The organism is Bradyrhizobium sp. Pha-3 (assembly GCF_042258325.1).
GTDB lineage: Bacteria > Pseudomonadota > Alphaproteobacteria > Rhizobiales > Xanthobacteraceae > Bradyrhizobium > Bradyrhizobium elkanii.
This window is the reverse complement of record NZ_CP170151.1, coordinates 2,126,209-2,148,129: the sequence shown is the minus strand read 5'-3', so window position 1 is coordinate 2,148,129 and position 21,921 is coordinate 2,126,209. Positions and strand designations below refer to the sequence as shown.

The 21,921-nt window shown below is 61.1% G+C and carries 17 protein-coding genes and 3 pseudogenes; 13 read left to right on the top strand and 7 right to left on the bottom strand.

Annotated features, from left to right (window positions below; translation table 11 throughout):
• Positions 1-23 precede the first annotated feature (23 nt).
• The 3 genes and pseudogenes from ACE10X_RS10230 to ACE10X_RS10220 all read left to right on the top strand — a co-directional run.
• Positions 24-506 (top strand): annotated as a pseudogene (locus ACE10X_RS10230) (IS21 family transposase); the annotation flags it as partial.
• On the top strand, positions 503-1,312 hold the full coding sequence (gene istB / locus ACE10X_RS10225; protein WP_016842034.1) for an IS21-like element ISBj11 family helper ATPase IstB: 810 nt from the start codon (positions 503-505) through the stop codon (positions 1,310-1,312). The pseudogene ACE10X_RS10230 and the gene istB (ACE10X_RS10225), both read left to right, overlap by 4 nt.
• A 201-nt stretch (positions 1,313-1,513) precedes the next feature.
• Complete coding sequence (locus tag ACE10X_RS10220; protein ID WP_018270023.1) at positions 1,514-2,464, top strand: oxygenase MpaB family protein; 951 nt, start codon at positions 1,514-1,516, stop codon at positions 2,462-2,464.
• Between the two features lie 466 nt (positions 2,465-2,930).
• Here ACE10X_RS10220 and ACE10X_RS10215 read toward each other — a convergent pair whose 3' ends face one another.
• On the bottom strand, positions 2,931-3,227 hold the full coding sequence (locus ACE10X_RS10215) for a hypothetical protein (RefSeq protein WP_018270022.1): 297 nt from the start codon (positions 3,225-3,227) through the stop codon (positions 2,931-2,933).
• 291 nt (positions 3,228-3,518) lie between these two features.
• Here ACE10X_RS10215 and ACE10X_RS10210 point away from each other — a divergent pair, with 291 nt between their 5' ends.
• The 5 genes from ACE10X_RS10210 (at position 3,519) to ACE10X_RS10190 (ending at position 8,216) form a co-directional block, all read left to right on the top strand.
• The gene (locus ACE10X_RS10210; protein ID WP_209946066.1) at positions 3,519-3,833 is read left to right on the top strand and encodes a co-chaperone GroES; all 315 of its coding nucleotides are present in this window, start codon (positions 3,519-3,521) and stop codon (positions 3,831-3,833) included.
• A gap of 69 nt (positions 3,834-3,902) precedes the next feature.
• Entirely contained in the window at positions 3,903-5,543 is a 1,641-nt protein-coding gene (gene groL / locus ACE10X_RS10205) for a chaperonin GroEL (RefSeq protein WP_209946068.1), read from the top strand.
• A 262-nt stretch (positions 5,544-5,805) separates the two neighbouring features.
• On the top strand, positions 5,806-6,186 hold the full coding sequence (locus ACE10X_RS10200) for a transposase (RefSeq protein ID WP_157183433.1): 381 nt from the start codon (positions 5,806-5,808) through the stop codon (positions 6,184-6,186).
• Positions 6,183-6,533, top strand: coding sequence for an IS66 family insertion sequence element accessory protein TnpB (gene tnpB / locus ACE10X_RS10195; RefSeq protein WP_026192390.1), 351 nt, complete (start codon positions 6,183-6,185; stop codon positions 6,531-6,533). The genes ACE10X_RS10200 and tnpB overlap by 4 nt, the downstream gene beginning before the upstream one ends.
• Positions 6,534-6,632: 99 nt before the next feature.
• On the top strand, positions 6,633-8,216 hold the full coding sequence (locus tag ACE10X_RS10190; protein WP_018270228.1) for an IS66 family transposase: 1,584 nt from the start codon (positions 6,633-6,635) through the stop codon (positions 8,214-8,216).
• On the opposite strand, the gene ACE10X_RS10185 is transcribed toward ACE10X_RS10190, so the two are convergent.
• Positions 8,217-8,654 (bottom strand): hypothetical protein, encoded by a 438-nt coding sequence (locus ACE10X_RS10185; RefSeq protein WP_018270227.1) that lies wholly within the window; start codon positions 8,652-8,654, stop codon positions 8,217-8,219.
• A 438-nt stretch (positions 8,655-9,092) separates the two neighbouring features.
• Between ACE10X_RS10185 and ACE10X_RS10180 the strand changes: the two genes are divergently transcribed.
• From ACE10X_RS10180 to ACE10X_RS10170, 3 genes are all read left to right on the top strand, one after another.
• A complete protein-coding gene (locus ACE10X_RS10180) occupies positions 9,093-9,512 on the top strand; it encodes a phasin family protein (RefSeq protein ID WP_240536945.1) in 420 nt (139 codons plus the stop codon).
• Between the two features lie 217 nt (positions 9,513-9,729).
• Positions 9,730-9,954: a hypothetical protein gene (locus ACE10X_RS10175; protein ID WP_026192343.1), complete on the top strand. Its 225-nt coding sequence runs from the start codon at positions 9,730-9,732 to the stop codon at positions 9,952-9,954.
• Between the two features lie 345 nt (positions 9,955-10,299).
• A complete protein-coding gene (locus tag ACE10X_RS10170; protein WP_209946070.1) occupies positions 10,300-10,596 on the top strand; it encodes a hypothetical protein in 297 nt (98 codons plus the stop codon).
• Positions 10,597-10,831: 235 nt separating this feature from the next.
• Here the strand turns inward: ACE10X_RS10170 and istB (ACE10X_RS10165) are convergent, their stop codons facing one another.
• Positions 10,832-11,599 carry an IS21-like element IS1631 family helper ATPase IstB gene (gene istB / locus ACE10X_RS10165; RefSeq protein WP_209946072.1) on the bottom strand — a complete coding sequence of 256 codons (768 nt, stop codon included), beginning with the start codon at positions 11,597-11,599 and terminating at the stop codon, positions 10,832-10,834.
• Positions 11,577-13,310, bottom strand: a complete 1,734-nt coding sequence (gene istA, locus ACE10X_RS10160) for an IS21 family transposase (RefSeq protein ID WP_209946074.1) — start codon at positions 13,308-13,310, stop codon at positions 11,577-11,579. The genes istB (ACE10X_RS10165) and istA overlap by 23 nt, the downstream gene beginning before the upstream one ends.
• A 1,716-nt stretch (positions 13,311-15,026) precedes the next feature.
• On the opposite strand from istA, the gene ACE10X_RS10155 reads away from it, so the two are divergent.
• Positions 15,027-16,220 (top strand): amino acid aminotransferase, encoded by a 1,194-nt coding sequence (locus ACE10X_RS10155; protein ID WP_028344434.1) that lies wholly within the window; start codon positions 15,027-15,029, stop codon positions 16,218-16,220.
• Between the two features lie 188 nt (positions 16,221-16,408).
• Positions 16,409-16,575 (top strand): annotated as a pseudogene (locus ACE10X_RS10150) (IS630 family transposase); the annotation flags it as partial.
• Here the strand turns inward: ACE10X_RS10150 and ACE10X_RS10145 are convergent.
• The 3 genes and pseudogenes from ACE10X_RS10145 to ACE10X_RS10135 form a co-directional block, all read right to left on the bottom strand.
• Complete coding sequence (locus tag ACE10X_RS10145; protein WP_157183419.1) at positions 16,542-16,754, bottom strand: hypothetical protein; 213 nt, start codon at positions 16,752-16,754, stop codon at positions 16,542-16,544. The pseudogene ACE10X_RS10150 and the gene ACE10X_RS10145 overlap by 34 nt on opposite strands.
• Before the next feature lie 65 nt (positions 16,755-16,819).
• On the bottom strand, positions 16,820-21,328 hold the full coding sequence (locus tag ACE10X_RS10140) for a Ulp1 family isopeptidase (protein WP_245164072.1): 4,509 nt from the start codon (positions 21,326-21,328) through the stop codon (positions 16,820-16,822).
• A 397-nt stretch (positions 21,329-21,725) separates the two neighbouring features.
• Positions 21,726-21,917, bottom strand: a pseudogene (locus ACE10X_RS10135) (transposase); the annotation flags it as partial.
• Positions 21,918-21,921: the final 4 nt, after the last annotated feature.

Sequence of the window (21,921 nt, the reverse complement as noted above, 5' to 3'; positions counted from 1 at the left end):
ATCGATATGTGAGGCAATACGGGCTGCGGGTGCGCCTGTATGACGATCACCTCGACGTGTTTGTCGGCGGCACGCATCTCCTCACCTTGCCGCGCGGGCGGCCGCATCCCAATGGCAAGCACGATCAGGTCGTCGATTATCGGCACGTGATCCATTCCTTGCGGCGCAAGCCGATGGCGCTCCTCAACCTGGTCTACCGCGACCAGCTGTTCCCCCGGGAAGCTTACCGCCGAGCCTTCGACGTCTTGCGCAAACGCTTACCGGACAAGAAGGCCTGCCGGATCATGGTCGATCTCCTCGCACTCGCCCATGAGCGCGGTTGCGAGGCCGAACTCGCCGATCAGCTCACGGCCGACCTGAACGACGGCCGGCTGCCCGACCTCAACCGGCTACGTACTCACTTCGCCCCGGATCCCGCCCAGATGCCGAACGTCGTGGTGCGCCTCGCACCGCTCGCCACCTATGAATGCCTCATCGGTACTGCCGAGATCGGAGGTGCCGCATGAGCACAACCAACGTAGTCGACACCGCGCGCCTCAATCTGTTGCTCAACGAGCTGCGGCTGCCCGCCATCAAGGTGCTGTGGCCGCAATTTGCCGAGCAGTCCGATAAGGAAGGCTGGCCGGCGGCGCGCTTCCTCGCCACCATTGCAGAGCACGAGATCGCTGAACGCAGCCGTCGCCGCATCGAGCGCCATCTCGTCGAGGCGCGGCTGCCCACCGGAAAGACCTTTGACAGCTTCGACTTCGAAGCCGTACCGATGATCTCCAAGGCGCAAATGACCGCGCTCGCCGCCGGCGACGGCTGGTTGAACAAGGGCGCCAATCTGCTGCTGTTTGGTCCGCCCGGTGGCGGCAAGAGTCACTTGGCAGCAGCAATCGGCTTGGCTCTCATCGAGAACGGATGGCGCGTCCTCTTCACCCGCACCACCGATCTCGTGCAGAAGCTCCAGGTGGCGCGCCGCGAACTCAACCTCGAGGGTGCCATCAACCGCCTCGATCGCTTCGATCTCGTTATCCTTGACGATCTTGCCTATGTCACCAAGGACCAGGCCGAGACCAGTGTGCTGTTCGAGCTCATCAGCGCACGCTACGAGCGACGCTCTTTGCTGATCACCGCCAATCAGCCCTTTGGAGAATGGAACAAGGTCTTTCCGGACCCAGCTATGACCCTCGCGGCGATCGATCGCCTTGTTCACCACGCCACCATCGTCGAGATGAACGTCGAGAGCTATCGCAGGCGGACTGCCCTCGAGCGAAAGCGTGGTCCAGGGCGGCCACCGGAGCACGCGACACAAAAAACGCTCGCTTGATTGACGCTCCGCGACAATCAAAGCAAACAAAACTCTTGCGCGCGACAATCATCGCGGCGATCATCATCGCGCCGCGACACTGACTCGCCATCCTGATCGCCGCGCTCTTCCGACCCAGATCGTCGCGCTATAGGCTTGCTGAATTGCGATAGACTGCACGGACCGCTGGAATGCCCCCTGTCTGCTTCGGAAGGTGCGCATTTGGTCTCCGAAAGCGACCTTGAGCTCGCTCTTGATTTCGTCCGGGCTCGGGCCGCCGGACCGGTCGAGGGCATTTTTGGTCCAGGGTCGATGACCTGGCGGATCGACCGAGAAGCCATCACCTTTTTGGGCGCCGGTCGTGCCTTGCTGCTTCAGCTGGCGCATCCCTGGGTCGCCGCCGCCGTGGCCGAGCACTCGCGAACCTTCGCGGATCCGATCGGTCGCTTCCATCGAACCTTTGACGTAGTGTTTACGATGGTATTCGGCTCGCTCGATGCGGCCCTTACCGCAGCCCGGCACCTGCACCACCGCCATACCATGATCGTCGGCCGCCTGCCCGAAGCAATCGGTCCGTTCGAGAGCGGCTCGCCCTACCGCGCCAACGAGGCCGCAGCGTTGCGCTGGGTTCACGCGACCCTCGTCGACACCGCTCTGGCCGTCCATGACCTGATCCTGCCTCCGTTCACGGTCGAAGAGCGCGAGCGCTATTGGGCCGAGAGCCGGCTGTTTGGGGCATTGTTCGGGCTGACGTCGAGCGACTTGCCGGCGGATTGGGACGCGTTCGCCGCCTACACCGCGGCGATAATGCAATCGGATACATTGTCCGTCAGCACCGCCGCGCGCGAGGTGGCCCGACAGATCTTCGCCGGCGGGCGACCATGGTTGCGGCCGCCGCGCTGGTATCAAACCCTGAGTGCCGAGCTGCTACCGGACCGGTTGCGCACCGGCTTTGGATTTGCCTGTGACGAGCGCGACAGGAAGGCCGCAGAGCGTGCCGTTGCACGAATACGTCGCATCTATCCCAAAATACCGACCCAGCTTCGCTACGTCGGCCCCTACCAGGAAGCTCGAGCACGACTGCAGGGAACGCCGCAGCTGGGCTGGACAACCCGGTGTCTGAACAGGGCATGGATAGGACGCCCTAGGTTGGAAGAGCGCTGGAACAGGTGACGCAGTCCGGGACAACCGCGGACGTAGCGGCGATCCCTTTATACCGCGCTCGCGGTCCTGCACGACCGGACCAGGAACTCGAGTTCGGCGGAACGCGGCTGGACGGGCCGACGCTGCCCCACCTGCCTATGTTGTCACCTTCCGCAACAGAACCGGCCATGCCGGTCGACGTCGCCGTTTCAGGGTCAACTTTTACGTCGACGGGACGGAGGAACAGGCTGCATTGTTTTATGAGTTCTTGGTCGAAAGACACGTCCCTGCCGACCACTTGCTCCGGTCGATCGACAAGTTTGTGAACTCCCGCCGCCTCTTAGGCCTCCCCTACGACCGAGGAGCGTCGCTTCAAAGAATGCGTCGTTTGCACCAATGAATCGGCCTCCCGGCTGTCGCCTCGGGTCACGAGCGGCGGTAGAGGACCGCACACGGAGAAGTCCGGTCCTCTCGCGACAACCGAAACGCGAAAGACTTACGCATCAGATTCTATCTTCACCAAAACTTCCCCGGCGATGATTTCGGGGTCTCCAAGATTAAGGTCATGCAGGCTTGCTTGAACGAAATCCAGCACTTTATCGTTCGCAGCATTGGCGCTTTCGCGGTCCTCGAATATCATCACAGCGACACCGACGCCATCGCCCCCATCCAATACGTAATAAGATCTGAATCCGTGCGATTCCCTTAGGATCTGACCGATCCCGCTTTTGGCGCGGCGAGCAGCATCCGCAACCGAACGAACCTTGGTGTACGTTCGAATGAAGATGTACATCAGCCACCCATGCGTCTCAGTCCCAACCGGCGCATCAAAGCATATTGGGCCTATGCTGGGCTAGGACCTACTTCCGCGTTGGTGCGTCGATTTAGTATGCCCGCAGCCACGTCCGATCCTGCCCAAAACAGCCCCGGCAAAGTGAGGGGCACGGTTCAGACACCAAGGGCGAACAGGCGACATGGTCCAAGCTCTTGCGCCGGAGTGTCACAGACTTATGTGAGAAGCGGTGAGCACTCGCTTATTGCGACTGCCAATCCAACAATAATCACAAAAGCCAAGGAGGATCGCATGAAATTCCGTCCGCTTCACGACCGCGTCGTGGTCAAGCGTATCGACGCCGAAGAGAAGACTGCTGGCGGCATCATCATTCCGGACAGTGCCAAGGAAAAGCCCTCGCAGGGCGAAGTCATCGCCGTTGGCCCGGGCGGCCGCGATGAAGCCGGCAAGCTGATCCCCATCGACGTCAAGGTCGGCGAGCGGGTCCTGTTCGGCAAGTGGTCGGGCACCGAGGTCAAGATCGACGGCCAGGAGCTTCTGATCATGAAGGAGAGCGACATCATGGGCGTTCTCACCGGCGTCGCCGGCTCCAAGAAGGCGGCCTAACGCTGACCGCCGCAAACGCTCATCCCTGCCTCGCAGGTGAGAGACGAATCTCAATTCAAGGAGGAAAATATGTCAGCTAAAGAGGTCAAACTGGGCGTCGATGCCCGCGATCGCATGCTGCGTGGCGTGGACATCCTTGCCAATGCGGTGAAGGTCACCCTCGGTCCGAAGGGCCGCAACGTGGTGCTCGAGAAGTCGTTCGGCGCGCCCCGCATCACCAAGGACGGCGTTGCGGTCGCCAAGGAGATCGAGCTCGAGGACAAGTTCGAGAACATGGGCGCCCAGATGGTGCGGGAGGTGGCGTCGAAGGCGGCGGATGCTGCCGGCGACGGCACCACCACGGCGACCGTGCTGGCTGCGGCGATCGTCCGTGAAGGCGCTAAATCGGTTGCCGCCGGCATGAACCCGATGGACCTGAAGCGCGGTATCGATCTCGCAGTCGAGGCCGTCGTCTCGGATCTAGAAAAAAACTCCAAGAAGGTGACCTCGAACGAGGAAATCGCCCAGGTCGGGACCATTTCCGCCAACGGCGATGCCGAGATCGGCAAGTTCCTCGCTGACGCCATGAAGAAGGTCGGCAACGAGGGGGTGATCACGGTCGAGGAAGCCAAGTCGCTCGAGACCGAGCTCGACGTCGTCGAGGGCATGCAGTTCGACCGCGGCTACATCTCGCCCTACTTCGTCACCAACGCCGACAAGATGCGCGCTGAGATGGACGACGCCTACATCTTGGTATACGAGAAGAAGCTCTCCTCGCTGAACGAGCTGCTGCCGCTGCTCGAGGCCGTGGTGCAGACTGGCAAGCCTCTCGTCATCGTCGCTGAAGACGTCGAAGGCGAGGCTTTGGCCACGCTGGTCGTGAACCGTCTCCGCGGTGGTCTGAAGGTCGCAGCCGTCAAGGCTCCGGGCTTCGGCGATCGCCGCAAGGCCATGCTGCAGGACATCGCGATCCTGACCGGCGGCCAGGCGATCTCGGAAGACCTCGGCATCAAGCTCGAGAACGTCACGCTGCAGATGCTCGGTCGCGCCAAGAAGGTGATGATCGACAAGGAGAACACCACGATCGTCAACGGAAGTGGCAAGAAGGCCGACATCGACGCCCGCATTGCCCAGATCAAGGCGCAGATCGAGGAGACCACCTCGGACTATGACCGTGAGAAGCTGCAGGAGCGTCTCGCCAAGCTCGCAGGCGGTGTCGCGGTGATCCGCGTCGGCGGCGCGACCGAGGTCGAGGTGAAGGAGCGCAAGGATCGCGTTGATGACGCGATGCACGCGACCCGCGCGGCCGTCGAGGAAGGCATCCTGCCGGGCGGTGGGGTCGCCCTGCTCCGGGCCTCCGAGCACCTCAAGGGCATCCGCACCAAGAACGACGACCAGAAGACCGGCGTCGAGATCGTGCGCAAGGCGCTGTCGGCTCCGGCCCGCCAAATCGCGATCAACGCGGGCGAGGATGGTTCCGTCATCGTCGGCAAGATCTTGGAGAAGGATCAGTACGCGTTCGGCTTCGACAGTCAGACCGGCGAGTACGTCAATCTCGTCAGCAAGGGCATCATCGATCCGACCAAGGTCGTACGCACCGCGATCCAGAACGCCGCCTCGGTTGCCGCGCTCCTGATCACCACGGAAGCGATGGTTGCCGAACTGCCGAAGAAGAACGCCGGCGGCCCCGCGATGCCTCCGGGCGGCGGTATGGGCGGCATGGACTTCTAAAGTCCGCGCTCAAGCGATCCAAGAAATGCAAAACCCCGGCAGCGATGCCAGGGTTTTTGTTTGCGCGCAAACTGCCTGGTAGCGCAGCCAATGCCGATGATACTTCGTGAGCGTCATCCGGTGACCACGCCCTGAGGGCTGATCTGGTCGGCTAGGAAGACCTCGTGGATTGGTTTTTCACGAGGTCACCATGTCAAAGGATAGTTGTAAGGATGGCGCTAAGGATAGGCATACGGCTATCCTTGAGGACGGCTCTAACACGTTGCAGCGCATCGAGATCATCACGGGGACTGGCCGCCGACGGCGCTGGTCGACGGATGCGAAAGCGGCGATTGTTGCGGAGAGTTTCGCGCCGGGTGCAAGCGCTTCCGGGGTGGCGCGGCGGTACGACATCAGCCCGGGCCTGTTATTTCTTTGGCGTCGTCAGGCAACGCGGGCAAAGGTCGCGGCGCGCAGGGATGGAGGCGTGGCACCAGGCTTTGTGCCGGTCACGATTACTGGCTGCGGCGGCAAATTGCCGGTATGCGAGGAGCAGGGGGCGATTGAGATCGAGGTCGGCGCGGTTCGCATCCGTGTCGTGGGAACGGTCGACCGGCGGGCACTCTGCGAGGTGCTGGCGGCAGTCGGGACGGTTGGCCGATGATCGGGCTCCGACCTGGGTTGTCGATCTGGATCGCGACGCAGCCGGTCGATTTCCGTCGCGGCATGGACTCGCTGGCGCTGCTGGTGAGCGAGGCGTTTGGAGCCGATCCGTTCGACGGCGGGCTGTGGGTGTTTCGCTCCAAGCGCCGAGATCGCGTGAAGATTCTGACCTGGGACGGAAGCGGCCTTGTCCTTTACTACAAGAGAATCGAGGGGCAGTTCACCTGGCCGCCGATCAAGGAAGGCGTCATGCCGCTATCTCATGCTCAGCTCTCGGTACTGCTTGACGGTTCGGATTGGAAGCGTGTGCCGATGCGGGTTGTGGATCAACCAACACGAGCTGGTTGATCATCGTCAAGAGTAGTTCGTCATTCATGCAGAGCTGTAGTAGAAACACGCTGCATGATTGATTTGCCTTCTGATCCAGCATTGCTCCAGCAAACCGTGATGGCGTTGTCGTCACGGCTTGCGGTGTTGTCGGCGGAATGTAGCACGCTGGCGACCGAACGTGATGCGGCGATCGCCCAGCGCGATGCTGCGATCCAGGAGAACGACAAGCTCCTGGTGATCCTGTCGCAGTACAAGCGCACGATCTTCGGTCCCCGCTCCGAGACACTGGATTCCGGACAGCAGTCTCTCTTCACCATTGCGGCGCAGGCGGCTTCTGCGGCCGGCAATGATGATGCGCCCGGGGCCAAGCTGCCCGACAGATCCGAGGCTCGTGGAAAGCAACCGGCGCGACGCAACCGGGGGAGGCTTCCGGAGCATCTGCCGCGCATTGATGTCGTGATCGACGTCGAGACTGACATCTGTCCTTGTTGTGGCGAACGGCTGCACAGGATCGGGGAGACCGTCAAGGAAGCCTTCGATGTCGTTCCGATGCAGTACCGGGTCAAGCGCATCATGCGCCCACGCTATGGCTGCCGGGGGTGCCGCCAGGGTGTGCTGCAGGCGGCCGCGCCGGCCCAGGCGGTCGAGGGCGGGATGGTGACGGAAGCCTTGCTGGCTCACATCGCGGTGATGAAATACGGTTACCAGCTGCCGTTATATCGCCAGGAACAGATGTTTGCCGCGCAGGGCATCGCGCTCGACCGTCAGACGCTGGCTTCGTGGATGGGCCGCGTCGCCTGGTGGCTGAGGCCGCTTCACGCGCTGTTGCGCGACACGGTGATCTCCTTCCCGCGGCTGTTTGCCGATGAGACACCGCTGCCGGTTCTTGATCCCGGCCGTGGCAGGACCAGGATCTGCCAGTTCTGGGCGATCGCCACCGATGACCGGCCGTGGGGCGGCCCGGCACCGCCGGCGGTGGTCTACGTGTTCGCCGAGGATCGCAAGGCGATCCGCGCCAAACAGCTGTTCGGAGACTACCGGGGCATTCTGCAGGTTGACGGCTATGCCGCCTACAAGGGTCTGATCAAGAACGGCGGCCATCTGGTGCAACTGGCATTCTGCTTTGCGCATGCGCGGCGGAAGTTCTGGGACGTTCACGTCGCGACGAAGTCGCCGATTGCCGCGGAAGCGCTGCAACGGATTGCGATGTTCTATGCCGTCGAAGACCGCATCCGTGGTCTGCCGGCGGCGCAGCGGGCTGCGGTTCGGCAAACTGACACCAGACCGCTGATCGAGGACTTCAAGCCCTGGCTCGAGGCGCGGCTGCTGGAAGTCTCGAAGAAGTCTGGCCTTGGCAAGGCCATCCGCTACACCCTAAACCATTGGGAAGGCCTGACGCGCTTCATCGATGACGGACGCATTGAAATAGACAACAATACGGTCGAGCGCACCATCAAGCCGATAGGGCTTGGAAAGAAGAACCATTTGTTCGCGGGCAGCGAAGGCGGCGCCGAGACATGGGCCATTCTCGCGTCGCTCATCAACTCGGCAAAGCTGCAAGATATCGACCCACGGCATTATCTGACCGACGTTCTCGAGCGCATCGTCTCCGGACGCACCAAGATCAATCAGCTGCACACATTGCTGCCGTGGACATGGAAGGCCGAGCGCGATGCTCTGGAGACAAAGCTCGCTGCCTGATCAATTTGACGGGAGGGCGTCGGGAACTTCCTGCGCGTCGCTGGTGTCGTCATAAATCTCTTCGCGGATCACGCGCAGCGTCACCTCGTGCAGATAGACTTGCAGCGCCCTCTCCAGCTCGGTGAACTCCGGCAGCAGAACCTTGTCAACGAAGCCCCGTGACGCGCGGATCATCACCGTGTTGCGTCGCTGGCGGCGGTAACGAAACGGCCGCAGCCCGTATCGGCGGCAAAGTGCCAGAAACAGCTGCCGCGACCATTGGTCAGGAAGTGATAATTGTTGCTCGATCGGTGGATCGTGGCGAGCGAGCTCCTCGACCCGGGCACGCACCCGCTGCAGCGCGGCTTCCGCTGCCAAGCGCTCACCAGCAGTTCCTGCACCCGCGAACAACGCCTCGATCTTCCGAAGCTTCTCGCGCAGCTGCGACTCGCTGGTCATTCTGATCCCCGTTACCCGCTCCAAACCGGGATCACCCCATCACCGCGCGCCGGCAGCGTCAATCATCCCGACCGGGCTATCCAGAGCATTCCGCGCAAGTCAAGCCCGGGCACCAGTGCTCCTCTCGTGACGCTCACGATACTTCGCACAACCTCACGCCGATACAGGAGCCTTCCGCTGCTCACAGCACGCACGTTATGCACAACACTCTCCATAAATATACGTTGGCTTGATTTGACAATTTCAAGAAATTCTCCGCGAGAGTCGCAAACCGAACCGACAGTGGCGCCTTCGTCCCGCAGAATAGTGTCGGGGCGGGATCGAAGCTCACCCAAAACTCAGAATCTAACACGGAGCGTCAGCGCTGTCGTGACGCATGCAAGCGTTGCGAGCGATGCTTTCGCGCGAGAAGGGGACTGCGCCTTGAGTGAAAGTGAAATGAAAGTCACGGTGAACGGCACGAACATCTTCGGAATGCCGTTGTTGGGTTTCTCGAAGATCGCATTGCCCGGAGTGGTCGGCGATCTAGCTGTGGAGAGCTTTGCTCGAGCGCGCACAGCCTCTGAACAGATGACCGAGGCGTTGAGCGAAACGTACTCGCGCAACGCGGGCGTCGCGACCGATTACGGGCTCAAGGTGCTCGAAATCTCTCACGCCAATACCGCCTTCGCGTTCGATTTGTTCGCCCATCTGCTTGGCAGCGGATCGGCGTCCGAGGTCTTGACCTTGTCCACCGAGCGAGCCCGCAAGGCCTTCGACCAGAACAAGGAATTGTGGGAGCTCGGCCAGAGGGTTACGACAGACATGCGCGGGCAAGTCAAGAAGCACGTCGACAGGGCTCTCCATCACGCCGCCTGAGGAAGGACGGCAGGCCGGCCGGCACAGGAGGCTTACGGCTCTACACCAGCTCTAAACCTTGATATAGTTGAACATGAGGTCGGTTGATCGCTACAACTGTTTTCGCGTCTTCCTTGACCCCACTTGGCTGACGCACCTTCCAAGTTGACGGCCCTGGCCCGCCCCGCCGGGGCCGTTTTCTTTGAGTCCGTCCAGGCGCGACAGCGGCAAAAAAGCCGTGCGACGCGCCCGCGATGTTCAGCTCCATTCCGCGTATCGCCAGCGCGACATCGAATTGGGTGGCGTGGTGATCGCGAAGAATTTCGCCAGCGCGAACCGGACGACGTGGCCGAAGTGGTGCGTGGCGACGGTCCTGCGGGCGCTGCGCACCGCTGTGAGGCTCGCGGCGAACAACGCGCGCAACTTCCCGCCAATCTGCCCCTTCAGCATCGGCGTCGAGTAGGCGAGCGGCCTGCTGTGTAGAGAGCACGACAGGGCCGCCGCCAAGGCAGCAGCGCCGAGGGCAATGGCACTGCGAAGTCCACTTAGCCTGCAAGAAATAAATATACGCGGAATCGACAGCTCAAAGGTCGATCTTGATAGCGCAGGCGTATCGTTGGAGCTTCTCAGAGAAGACTCGGTCCCGTTGAGCCAGATGGATCTACGTACGATCTGTACCGCATTTGCTTGAGATGATACTGCAGGATCTGATAGCCATCATACAAGTCGTGTTCGCGCGAGGTATTTCGTGCATATCTAGCATCTTCCGACGTCTCGCGGCCGATCTTTTCAAGCGGATGATGCGAAGATGAAAGAAGTACCCGCACCTCACATTCAGTATGACGAGCAAGCCACCGGGCAAGAAGAGCAATTCGAGAAGGCCTTTGATATTCTATTTGTAAGAGGTCTTGAAGAGGCGACGTCATCCAACATCAACCGATTCGACTCCCATAGGGAGCATTGGTCCACCCGCGGCTCGATGAGGCACTCAAACGTCGGCTGCGGGAAATTTACCGCACGCCTGATCCGGTGGCATTGCTGGCACAGACGCGGGATGCTCAAAATGAGCTGCGCAAGCGCGTTGATCAACGGGCTGGAAAGCTAACGATGGCTGTCGCGCCGGTGCAAAGCGACTTGGCGGGCTTTGCCCGCGAGCTCGGCGATGTTGGAAACAGGGTGAGCAGCGGGGTATTCATCGGCGCCGCTACGTGCGGCGCAAACCTGTGCCACGTCGGCCATCGATGCTCGACCCCTACATTCCCATCCCCGCGGGTCACTTCAAATTCCTCCGGGTGAGGTCAGTCAAATTCCTCCACCCGCGAGGCAGGACATGGTGATTGTTAGTTTGACATTGTCTCCCGGGCAAGGGCTTCAGCGGCCTCTTTGAGCCGATAGCTGCGTCCGTCGAACTCAAGCAGATGGCAATGATGCATCAGGCGATCGAGGATCGTCGTGCTCATGGTGTTGTCCCCCAGGTATGTCCCCCAGTCTTGCACGACGCGATTGGAGGTGACGATGACGCTGCGGCGCAGTTTGTAGCGCTGATGGATCAGGGTCTGCAGCAATGCGCCGGCGTCGTCAGGGATGGCGCGTGCGAGGAACAGATCGTCCAGCACGAGGAGATCGCAGTCGATGATGGTTCGCAGCCGGACCTCGCGTTGTGCCGGGGAGTTCATGGCGTAGCGGTGGAAGAAGTCGTCGGTCTCAAGATACTGGATCTTGTGGCTTTGCAGGATTGCCTGATAGGCAATCGCCTTGGCGATGTAGGACTTCCCGGTGCCAGGTTTGCCGACAAGCAGCGCGTTCTCGCCAGCGGCAATGAACGCCAGGGTGTGGAGCTGGAAGCAGGTTTGGCGCGGCAATTTGGGATTGAAGGACCAGTCGAACTCGGCGAGCGTCAGCTTTTCGTCGAGCCCGGATTGCTGGTAGCGGCGCTCGATGAGGCGGGACTGACGACGGTCGAGTTCGTCCTGCAGGATCAGGGAGAAGGTCTCGAGGAATGGCTGGTTGGCGCCCTGCGCCTGCAGCACGCGCGTCTGCAGCGTGTCGCGGACGCCCGACAGGCGCAGCTGTCGCAGGCAACGCTCAATTTCCGGCATGGTCATCATGTGGCTGGGTCTCCAGTTTGAGGTGAGAAGATGCAGCGGGAGCGCTCGTGGCGCCGGAGCTGGCCGGGGTTGCGCAGGCGACACGAGCGTGGCTGTCGTGAGCCTCGGCCTGCCGGCCATTGTCGCCGGCATCGTGCCGCACGGCACGGCTGAAGAGATCGCCGTATTCGGCCGGGGCACGGATCAGCGGATGATCCTGGGTGAGCGGCGATGCCGGTTGTGGCGTCGCTCCAACCTGCTCGATCGCCTGTTCGAACAACCGCTCGACGGTCGCACGCACGTGCTTGTAGCGGTAGATGCGGTTGTCGATGGCGTGCGCGCAGGCTTGCTCGACCAGCCGCGCCGGATACTTCCGGCTCAGCCCGACAATGCCCCACATCGCGCGCTGTCCGGGACGTCCCTCGGTGTCGAACACCTGCTGGCACAACGCCTTGGTCTGCGGCCCGATGCGCTCGGCGCTCGCCAGCAACACGGCGGTTTGCCGCGACGGATTGAACGGCCGTTCGTTGGTTGGCAGGACGACAGAACCGGGGTGCGTCATCCTGGAATGAACACGCAGCAGCGCACGGGTGTGGCGATCACGGATCTCGATCATGGAGGCGTAGATCCGCACAACGACCTGGCTGCCGATGGGCGCGGGTCGCGCGGCGTAATAGCTGTTGTCGACGCGTACGGTGGTGTCGTCGCAGACGGTCCGAACGACCTCGGTGAAGATGCGGAGGGGCGCGACAGGCAGCGGCCGCAGGTGCGGCTTCTCCTCCTGGAACATGGCCTCGACCTGACGGCGCGTGCTGCCGTGGATGCGCCTGGAAGCCCAGTTCTCCTCCCAATGCCGCAAGAACTCGTTCTGCGCTTCCAGTGTCTCGAAGCGCCGTCCAGCCAGCGCGGTGCCCTGGGTATGTTGAATCGCATTCTCGACGCATCCTTTCCGATTGGGGTCGGCCACCCGCGCGGGATCGGCGACCACGGCGTAATGAGCCAGCATCGCGCTGTAAATCGGGTTGAGCTCGGGCTCGTACAGATCGGGCTTGAGGACACCTTCCTTCAGATTGTCGAGCACGACATATCTGACAACGCCGCCAAAATACCGGAACGCTTCTTCGTGAAGCTGCGCCCAGACTTGCTGGCTGGATTGCCAGACCACTCGCCGGAAGCTGCGCCGCGAGTAGCGCAGCGTCATCACGAACAGGCGGGGGCGGCGGTACCGGCCGCTCCTGGGATCGATCGTCAGAGCGCCCTCGCCATAGTCGACTTGAGCCTCCTCGCCGGGGAGGAACTCAAGTCGATCAAACTGCTCGGGATCGCTGTGGCGCAACGTGCGGACAAACCGCTTGACGCTCTGGTAGCTGGACGGAAAGCCAAATTGATCGACCAGGTCCTGGTAAATCGCCTGCGCATTCCGCTTCAGGCGGACCTGTCCTTCGATCCACGTCCGATGCGGTTCGCAGGCCGAGCGGGCCAGGCTGCTGCTGACCGTCGCTTCCGATGCCCCAAAAGCCGGTGGTCGGGGTGGAGGAATTTGGCCGTCCTCGCTCACCGGGCCGGTGGTCACTTCCCCGGGGGAATTTGCCTCCGCACCAGCCCGCAGCGCCCGGTAACGCCGGATCGTCTTGCGATCGACCCCCGTCAACCTGTGGATCTCGCGCTGGCTGGCGTTGCGATCGAGTAGCGTAAATACCGTGCTTTGCAGGTGTGGCTTCAAGACGTTCAACTCCCCGGTCCCTTGCTGGCTAGACTAAAGGGACCGAAAATAAACGTCCTGCCTGACCGCTACCGCTGTTCAGCGGCGCTGACGGCGATCATCAGGTGGGGGAGTTTCAAGTGACCATACCCGGGGGATTTTGACCGACCCACGGGGCCATCATTGAGGAATGGCTCACCGCGGCTCCGCACTTGTCCGCGGTCGATCTTCTCACCCGCCTGCAAGCGCATGCGCCCGGTCGGTTCGGCCGCCATCAGCGGCGTACGGTGCAGCGATTGGTGAAGAACTGGCGATCAAATTCCGCTCGACAGCTCATCAGCAGCACAGAGATCAAACTATCGGTCCAAGCTTCGTCTCTTACTATCTAATGCCGACAGGTTCTTTCGCCGAATCACCGCAAGCCGCTCGCTCCGGGCGATCTGGAGGGCGCGCTTCGCGAGCGGCTTGCTCCGACTCGCGTCACGCGATCCAGAAGACACCAGGGTGCGCTTCGGTAACATTCTCATCTAAGGCAATATGAGGGAGCAGTTTCGGATGGCGTTTGACACTCCGGCTTTGCTTTTGGAAGGCACTCTGGGCTACGCAAGATCGGTGATTACGAGGAGGCGCAACCTCCGCGAAATGAAATCTAAAACGCGAACGGCACCTCTTCTAGGATGCCGAGGCTAGTTACGCGGCGATCAGGGATTGAAGTGTGCAACAAATCGATTCTTACAATCGATCGAGTGCAACATACTGATATCGGCGCCGTGCATGCCAGTGGCGGAAGGCTACGCCTCCCTTGTGGGGAGCTGCAGGCGCTTGCAGTGCTGTGACCCAACTGTCGAAGAGCGTCGGTACGGTAAATCCATACGCCACGTTCTGGAAACCGGGGGCGGGACGACCGCCTCCGGTGACCCGGTGCCGGTGGCAAGAGTTCCCCGGCCTACTCACCGTGGCACTGCGCAGTTTACGACGAAAATCAGTCTTGTCCTATCGGCCTAAATCCATCTGCCCGTCAGCTTCTGGAAAGCTGAGCGCCACACCATGAAAGCGCGGATGCCTAGACGGCGATGCCGTCCAGTGAACGCAGTGGACGTGCACCTTTCGGGGTACTCGATGCTCGACCGGAAGCGTGCTTGGCACCATTTGGCCGTAACTCGGAGGCCGGCGCTCAACGCGAGCCTTTGAAATAGTTTTCCGCAGGTCGCAACGCGAACGACCTTCGTCGAACGAGGGCTCGCGCGGCTCAGTCATTTGAGAGGATAGACAGCATGGATTTCAACCCAACAGACCCAGCGAACACGAGCCCACGGCCCGACGCACCACGGTCCTCCGATTCAGCGGGCTTTGAGCATGAGCCGAGCGCATTGCAGGCGCTGGCCGAAGCCCCCGATTACGACCAGGATCGGATTTGGCAGGAGATCGCACCCGCGCCATCGCGGGCAGAGCCATCCCGAGCTGCGGAAGCTTCCGATTTCGGCAGCGATTCGATTTGGCAACACCTTGAACCCGAACTGATGCGTGGTGGGCCATCGCGACCCAGCCCGTCGCAAGCCGGGACCGTTGTCGTGCGCGGGCGCTGGGCGGCCAGAACTCGAAAACTTCGTCCTGCAAAACGGACGTCGCGCCAAGGAGTACGCGCGACTATGACGCGTGACTTTGCGCCGCGACTCTCTGACTTCTGAACGCAGCCAACCATCCGGTCAAATGCGGCCGGTTTCCGCTCGATCAAGAAAGCCGACAATGTTTGAAACATTAAGCCGTAAACCCAACGATCCCCTGCTTGCGCTGATTGGGCTCTTTGACGCAGATCCCCGACCAGACAAGATCGACCTTGGGGTCGGCGTCTATCGCGACGAGGCCGGTCATTCGCCGATCTTTCGTGCCGTAAAGGCTGCGGAGCACCTGATTTGCGAGACCCAGAACACTAAGGCGTACGTGGCGCCGGAGGGTGATCAAACATTCCTTGATTTGCTGTGGTCGTTGGTTGGCGGGCATACGGCAACCATCCACGCCTCTGGTGTGCAGACACCCGGTGGCTCGGGTGCTTTGCGGCTCGCTGCCGATCTGATTCGCGGGACCGGACAGGGTAAGATCTGGCTAGGTCAACCGAGTTGGCCAAATCATGCAGGAATTTTCTCGGGTGCCGGTCTCTCGGTCGAGACTTATCCATTCTTTGATGTTGCCTCGCAGACCATTCTAGTTGACAGCATGATGAATGCACTACACCAGGCCGAGCCCGGCGACGCAGTTTTGCTCCATGCTTGTTGTCACAACCCGAGCGGCGCTGTGCTGACGGCGGACGACTGGCGTCGGATCACCGCGATGATCGCTGCGCGCGGACTTACGCCGTTGATTGATCTTGCCTATCAGGGTTTCGGTGCCGGGCTCGACGGAGACGTCGCCGCGCTTCGTTCGACAATTTCTGCCGTTCCAGAGGCGCTTGTCGCGGTGTCCTGCTCGAAATCATTTGGACTATATCGCGAGCGTACGGGTGCGGTGTTTGCGGTCGCGTCTTTGCAATCAGCTTCAGAGACTGCTCGGTCCAATCTTGTTGCTATCGCCCGCGCCAGCTACTCAATGCCGCCCGATCACGGCGCCGCAATCGTGAAGACCATCCTCAGCTCCCCCGAACTATGCCGGGACTGGCGTGAAGAGTTGGAATCGATGCGTCATCGCCTCCTCGCGTTGCGAAAATCTTTCGTCGACGCATTGGGAGGAAGATGGTCGAATGCCGTCGCCATCGGCTCGCAAGAGGGCATGTTTTCCATTCTGCCCCTCTCACAGACCGAGGTGCTGAAACTAAGGGAAAAGCACGGCATCTACATGCCGACATCTGGCCGCATCAACGTCGCCGGCTTGAAGCGCACCGATGTGGCGCGTGTCGCAAGCGCGATCAAGGCGGCTGTGAGTTCCGCACGGGGAGATGGACCTTGATAGAGGCCTCAGACCGCCGTCAAAGGTTCGATTCCCTACTGGCCCGCCTGCCAGATCATCCCTCCAGGCATATCCACGAACTCCTGCCTTGGAACTGGCGCCCTCCGCGCATCGCTCACGCCGCCTAATCGCAATCGGCGATCCGCCCAAAGCGACCTGACCAGGGCCGTCGCCGGATGCGTACGTCTGACTTCAATCCGATCGAGAATGCCTTCGCCAAGCTCAAAGCGCTCTTGCGTCAGGGCGCAAAACGAACCGTCGAAGGCCTCTGGACCGCGAAGGTGGCATCATTGATCGCTTCACAGCAACCGAATGCCGCAACTACTTCATCGCCGCAGGATACGCTGCAACATGATCGGCGAATGCTCTAGCTTGCGCCGCGGTCTCCTCCACCTTGGCGAGCTTTAGCTCGAGCTGCTCCAGCAATGCGCGTCGCTCGGAGGACTGTCCGAACTGCTCGTGGCGGAGCTTCTTGATCGTGAGTTTGAGCTTCTCGATCAGCAAGGCCCCCTGGGCTTCGGCTTCCGCGGCCAAACAGGCGGCTCGCTTGGGCGAGCCCCCCGGTGTAGTGTCCGGGAGAGCCACTCCAGCCAGCTCCATTAGCCCAAGCCGGGATGAGCCAGTCGAATCTGGAGGGACCGCCGATTGGCGACGAGGTTGTCAAGGTGCAGCGGCTCGTGCGCTGGCCGCTCTCCTTGGGCCAATCGTCGAACCAGCGCCCGCGTGCCGTCCACCACAAAGACGCCGCAATCATAGCTGTTCCGCTGCTGGGCCATGCTGGGTGACTCCAGGCGGGCACGCAGCCGTCGTGCGAGCTGCGCTGCCGCCTCGTGGTTGTGTCCCCGGACGGAGTCGTAGTGATAGGCAACCGGCTCTCCTTGCGTGTGGCAATCAAGGAGCAGCAGCGACCAATGCGTGCCGGGGCGATTAGGATCCATAGCGTCGTTCACTGGCAGGAACAGGAAGTCGGGACCATTACCATTTGGATCGTAGCCGATGCGCTTCAACGCGCGGAGCATGTCGGGCTCGGCGCCGAAGCGCAGTCGATAGTGAGCTATCAGGGGGTCCACGAACTGCGTCAGGGCGGCGAGTTCCGGACGGCTCCGCCGCAACTCCTCCGCTAGGAGCTCGTAATCCCTGTTGATATGCTTGTCGCCCAGCCATTCCTTGGCACCGAGCTCTAGTCTACTGCGGCCGTAGGAGGAGGCTGTCGGATCCATAGCCCCGATTTGAGCATCGGCGGATGTGCGCGGGAAAGGCGCAGAACGAGCATCATCACGCAGCTCCGGCAGCGTGGGCGGATTTAGATCAATCACCTGCGGTCTGGGCGCATCCCGACCAACAAATGATACAGAACCAGCGTAGGTGTCTGAGCGAACCCTGGCAGGATCAGCTGGCGCAAAGTGAGCATCGTCGCGCAACTCGGACGGCGTTGGCGCATTCAGATCAACAAATGGCTCAAGACCAGCGTAGGTGTCTGAGCGAACCTTGGCAGGATCAGCTGGCGCAAAGTGAGCATCGTCCCGCAACTCGGACGGCGTTGGCGCATTCAGATCAACAAATGGCTCAAGACCAGCGTAGGTGTCTGAGCGAACCCTGGCAGGATCAGCTGGCGCAAAGTGAGCATCGTCCCGCAACTCGGACGGCGTTGGCGCATTCAGATCAACAAATGGCTCAAGACCAGCGTAGGTGTCTGAGCAAACCCTGGAAGGATCGGCTGGCGCAAACTGAGCATCGTCCCGCAAGTCGGAGGGCGTTGGCGCATTCAGATCAACAAATGGCTCAAGACCAGCGTAGGTGTCTGAGCGAACCCTGGAAGGATCGGCTGGCGCAAACTGAGCATCCTCGCGCAACTCGGACGGCGGTGGCGCATTCAGATCAACAAATGGCTCAAGCCTGCCCTTAGCATTTGACGCGGGCCTGGATGGTGATCCTGGTTCTTGCAGCTGTTCACTCAACCAAACCCAAGCTCCAGCGCTTAGGCTGGCCGGCGCTGAGGGAAGATCCCGCGAAGAGCCGGAAAACCGATCGCCCTGCGCGGCCGGCGAGCTCGGCTGCTCAGGGCCTGGCAGCCCCAGCTCTCGGTTCGCCTCGACGAGTTTCAAGTAGCTGCGAAGATGCGACAGATCGGGACCGTGTACTCTGCCTCCAGTCCATTGGAATGCTACTACGTCATTGTCGAGGGATACCTGCTGCCTGCTGGAGCCGTTTAGCCGCCCGATGATGCTCCCTTTGCCATTTCCTCTCAGCCACGCACTCAGCGCACGAAGACGCCTCGCCCGCTGTTGCGCGGACTGCCTCAGCTTCGCAGTCGGAGTTTTAAGATCTTTCAGAGCTTGGCTCAGCGCGCCCTCGATGAGGGGCGCATCTTCTGGATGAGGAACTAGGCGACGGGGGGCACCGAGGACGCGGGGTTCGGGTGCTTCGACTTCTTCCCCCCCACGCAGCAGCCGCCGGAGAACGTCCACAGCCGACCTAATGCGGTTCTGGGGGTCACGGCCCAAGCTCCTGTACTTCGCTATTTCCTCATCGAGCGATGAACCGTCTCGCAGCCGAGAAGCTACAGGGCCCCGATGACTTGCGTTAACCCAGCGGACAAAAGTCCCAAGTCCGGAAACATTGTTGTTGATGGCCCCTGGGGTAAGCTTGCGCCTCTCGGCGTGCACGCGAAACCTCGTCAAGAGTTCCGCGTCTTCGGCCGGAAGCTGCTCGCCGATCAGCTCGTCCGGCGACGACGCCGGAGCTTGTCTCTGCGCTGGTGACGTCGCCAGTTGATGGGATGGGATCTGCATCAGCGGCCGCTCAACCGCGTCGCCCTGCGGAGGCGGCGAGGGGCTGGGTCCGTCCATCGTCTCTAAAGGCAGATCCTGCTGGTTCGCAGGCAGAATCTTCGGCCAGCTGACAGCTCCGTTCGACCCGCTGTGCTGCGCAGCCGCGGAGAGGGTCGGCTTCATCTCGGCGCGAACCGCGTCTTCGAGATCAGGCAGGGGGCGAATATGACGCAGGAGTTCGATCGCTGTAGCACCCGCCGGCGACTTCAGGAGATGAGCCAGTGCGGCTCCGGCTTTACTGCGGCTATGGGGGTCCACCTCCTTATACCGATTGACATCTTTATCCAGCGAGCCGTGGCCAAGCCGAGCAGCAATGCCGGGCTTATCGTTTTCACGGAGGTAATCACTGAAATCGATAAGAAGAGTTGCATAGCTCCTGGCGGTGTTGGCGGTGCTCGGGGGTGCTTCTTCCTTGTACCTTTTGATGAGATCCGCATCCTGGGGATAGGGATTCTGCTCTACCCGGCTTGCAAACGGCGTGATGCCGCCCGGCGATTGGGAGGCTCGAAGATAATCCAGTGGGGCAGCGATGGCCTGCTCCTCCTTCTCGGCGAACTCCTGGGCATCCTTGTCCAGCGACTTGTCGTAAAGCCGGGAAGCAATGCCCGGCTTGTCGTTCTTCACGAGCCAATGCCCCAAGCTGAAAAGACCACGTAGATTGCGACCGACCGTGCTCTCGGAGGCCCCAGCTTTGATGAGTGCCGGCCTCAGCCCCTCAATAAGAGAGGCATCTTCGCAATAAACAGGATCTAGGCTGCTACCTGCGAAAACCAATTTTGCATGGCCGGGCGGTAGCGCCGAGGCATTCAGCATCGTTCCACCGCCTTGACTGTGCGGAGGCGGCGTAGATGGGTGCCCGCTCGACCGCATGATGGGAATCTGCTCGCCTGGCATGAGGATGTTGCGGTAACGCTCATCCGTTAGCTCGTCGTCCTGATGGCGCCAGTTCACGGGATGAGGGGACTCTGTAGGATTCAATGCCGGGCCATGCCGCGGTGGCTGAAGACACGACGATGCACCGGCCTCGTCGACCGTCCCATAGAATAAATCTCGATCATCCCCCTCAGCGAGTGCCGCTGGCCAACTGAAGGCGGGCTGCGACGCGCCCTGCTTAGCCGCGGCCTCAATGCCCCCTGCCCGGGCAATGATTGACGCGACTCCGCCCGGCGACTGAGAGGCGCGGAGACGATCTAGTGCGGTAAGAACGAGGTGCCTGCGACCTTGATCGAAGATCGCAGCGTCGCTGCTGAGCGATTCGTCGTTAAGCCGAGCAGCCACTCCCGGCTCGTTTTTTGCAAAGAGCCACTGGCTGAATCTGCGAAGAGGACGAACATAATTCGTCTTAACGGTGATCTCCTCGTACCCAGCCTTAACGAGTGCTTCTTGAAGTCCGGAAATCAAGGGCGCGTCTTCGGGATGAAAAGGCGGACCGTTGAGTTTTCTCGCTCCATTACGCAGATGATCAAGTGCCGCGCCGATACTTTTGTTACCCCCGGCGTCCTTGTAGCGCTTGATCTCTTCATTGAGCGGTTCGTCCTCGTTCCATTTCTCGTCCTGAAGCCGAGCAGCAATGCCAGGCTTGTTGTTTGCACGAAGGTAGTGGCTGAAATCCGTGAGAATGGATGCATAGGTTTTGGCGGTACTTGAAGTTCCGGCCGCCACCGCTTGCTGTCTGTATTCTTTGATGAGAAGTCCATCCCTGGGATAAGGAGTGAGGTCAGGGCGGCCTGCGATCGGTACGACTCCCCCCGTCAATTGAGAGGTCCGCAGACGAGCTAGTGCCCAACGGACGTTCGCCGTCCCACCTTTGGTTATGAACTCCTCGACATCCTTGTCCATCGACTCGTCATGAAGCCGATCAGCAATGCCCGGCTTGTCCTTTGCAAAGAGCCAGCGGCTCAAGCTGAGCAGATAACCGACGTAGCTCGTGGCGGTGCTCTCGGCAGCTCCCAGGAGCGCCTGCTTAAGGCCGGAAACAAGGCGCGCATCCTTAGCATAAAGCGGCTCCTTGCTGCGACCTACCAAGACCCAATTTGACTGAGCGGTCTGGAGCGCTGCGGCGCCCAGCACCGCCTCATCCGTTCCGGCATTCGCCTCAGATCGCGATGCCTCCGCTTGATGGGCGCGGACCTGCATGAGCACGGGAGCAGACGGGACAGCGATCTCGCTCAGCTGCTGCTCAAAGGCCGCCGCATCTGTGGACGGAGCCGGTGAGCTCTCTTGCGGGCCCGCAGTGCCCGATTGTTGACGCACCCAGTTGGTGGATTCGAACTTCATTCGTTCTCACTTTCGGACTATAGGCCAATTTGAAGCCTGAGGTCGGTTGTGATTTGCCACGGAATCGACTCGGCAGCATCGAACCCAGCAGAAAACTATCGTGAACGCCCAAAATGCCGCGTCGAAGCACTCCGACCGGGCGCTCCAGTATTCTTGCAGCGATCGCCAGCTATGATCGCCTCTGGAAACCCTGCTCTATGTGCGATATCTGTCGAGAACCTGACGCGGAGCCGCCGACTTCCTGCAGCGGACACGCAGACTGCCCCCATGGCCGGAAATCGATAAGGAACCTCCCGAAGAACGGTTCTGTGGGCGTTCTTGAGCCTTCTTGTATGATCGTGCCCCGCAGCGTGGTGTAGCTGAGTGCGGGTGCCGGCATGGGCCTGGATCGGTCAGTGGCGATAGCCGGAAGGCTCACGGCGGGATCATCGCCCAACGGGGCGATGGTTCCCAGTGTCATGTAGCGTCGACGCTCGACGCCCCGCCCGTCATTCTGCTCGAACAGGATTGCGCCGACCAGACGGGTGATGGCGTCCTCATTGGGAAAGATGCCGACCACTTCGGTCCGCCGCTTGATCTCGCCGTTGACGAAG

Excerpts from the sequence above, each read along its gene's own strand:
- istB (WP_016842034.1), top strand. The coding sequence starts at position 503 with ATGAGCACAACCAACGTAGTCGACACCGCGCGCCTCAATCTGTTGCTC.
- ACE10X_RS10215 (WP_018270022.1), bottom strand. The coding sequence starts at position 3,227 with ATGTACATCTTCATTCGAACGTACACCAAGGTTCGTTCGGTTGCGGAT.
- ACE10X_RS10210 (WP_209946066.1), top strand. The coding sequence starts at position 3,519 with ATGAAATTCCGTCCGCTTCACGACCGCGTCGTGGTCAAGCGTATCGAC.
- groL (WP_209946068.1), top strand. The coding sequence starts at position 3,903 with ATGTCAGCTAAAGAGGTCAAACTGGGCGTCGATGCCCGCGATCGCATG.
- tnpB (WP_026192390.1), top strand. The coding sequence starts at position 6,183 with ATGATCGGGCTCCGACCTGGGTTGTCGATCTGGATCGCGACGCAGCCG.
- ACE10X_RS10190 (WP_018270228.1), top strand. The coding sequence starts at position 6,633 with ATGGCGTTGTCGTCACGGCTTGCGGTGTTGTCGGCGGAATGTAGCACG.
- ACE10X_RS10185 (WP_018270227.1), bottom strand. The coding sequence starts at position 8,654 with ATGACCAGCGAGTCGCAGCTGCGCGAGAAGCTTCGGAAGATCGAGGCG.
- ACE10X_RS10180 (WP_240536945.1), top strand. The coding sequence starts at position 9,093 with ATGAAAGTCACGGTGAACGGCACGAACATCTTCGGAATGCCGTTGTTG.
- ACE10X_RS10170 (WP_209946070.1), top strand. The coding sequence starts at position 10,300 with ATGAAAGAAGTACCCGCACCTCACATTCAGTATGACGAGCAAGCCACC.
- istB (WP_209946072.1), bottom strand. The coding sequence starts at position 11,599 with ATGATGACCATGCCGGAAATTGAGCGTTGCCTGCGACAGCTGCGCCTG.
- ACE10X_RS10155 (WP_028344434.1), top strand. The coding sequence starts at position 15,027 with ATGTTTGAAACATTAAGCCGTAAACCCAACGATCCCCTGCTTGCGCTG.
- ACE10X_RS10140 (WP_245164072.1), bottom strand. The coding sequence starts at position 21,328 with ATGAAGTTCGAATCCACCAACTGGGTGCGTCAACAATCGGGCACTGCG.